Below are 392 nucleotides of genomic sequence, written 5' to 3'. Positions count from 1 at the left end.
GGGGTTGAACCTGTTCCGCTCCGAGGACGGGTTCCAGACCTTCTCGAAGCTCGCCTCCATCCAGCCGGATGCGTCGCACCATGACCGGGCGGAGCTGGTCGCGGTGGGGCGGGACGTGGCGCTCGTGTACGCGTTCGAGGCCCCTTCGCTTTTGGCCTCGTCGCGGCACGACGTCTGGTTCCAGTGGTGGCGCTACCAGGAGGACGGGCACACCTGGGCGCCGGAGCCGGCGGTGCGGGTGTTCAACGCGGACGACTCGACGGCGTACTCGCGGGCGCTGCTGGCCCGGGACTCGCGCGGGCGGCTGTGGGTGCAGGCGTTCCGGCTGGAGTCGGACGGAGGCTCCACGGCGGTGGTGGCGGTCTCCACCGACGGGGGCGCGAGCTTCCAGC

1 pseudogene is annotated in these 392 nt (G+C 71.9%); it reads left to right on the top strand.

Annotated elements, in window-relative coordinates:
• Positions 1-392, top strand: a pseudogene (locus D7Y13_RS44580) (WD40/YVTN/BNR-like repeat-containing protein); the annotation flags it as partial.

Source organism: Corallococcus praedator (assembly GCF_003612125.1).
Lineage (GTDB): Bacteria > Myxococcota > Myxococcia > Myxococcales > Myxococcaceae > Corallococcus > Corallococcus praedator.
This window is presented reverse-complemented; position numbering and strand designations above follow the sequence as displayed.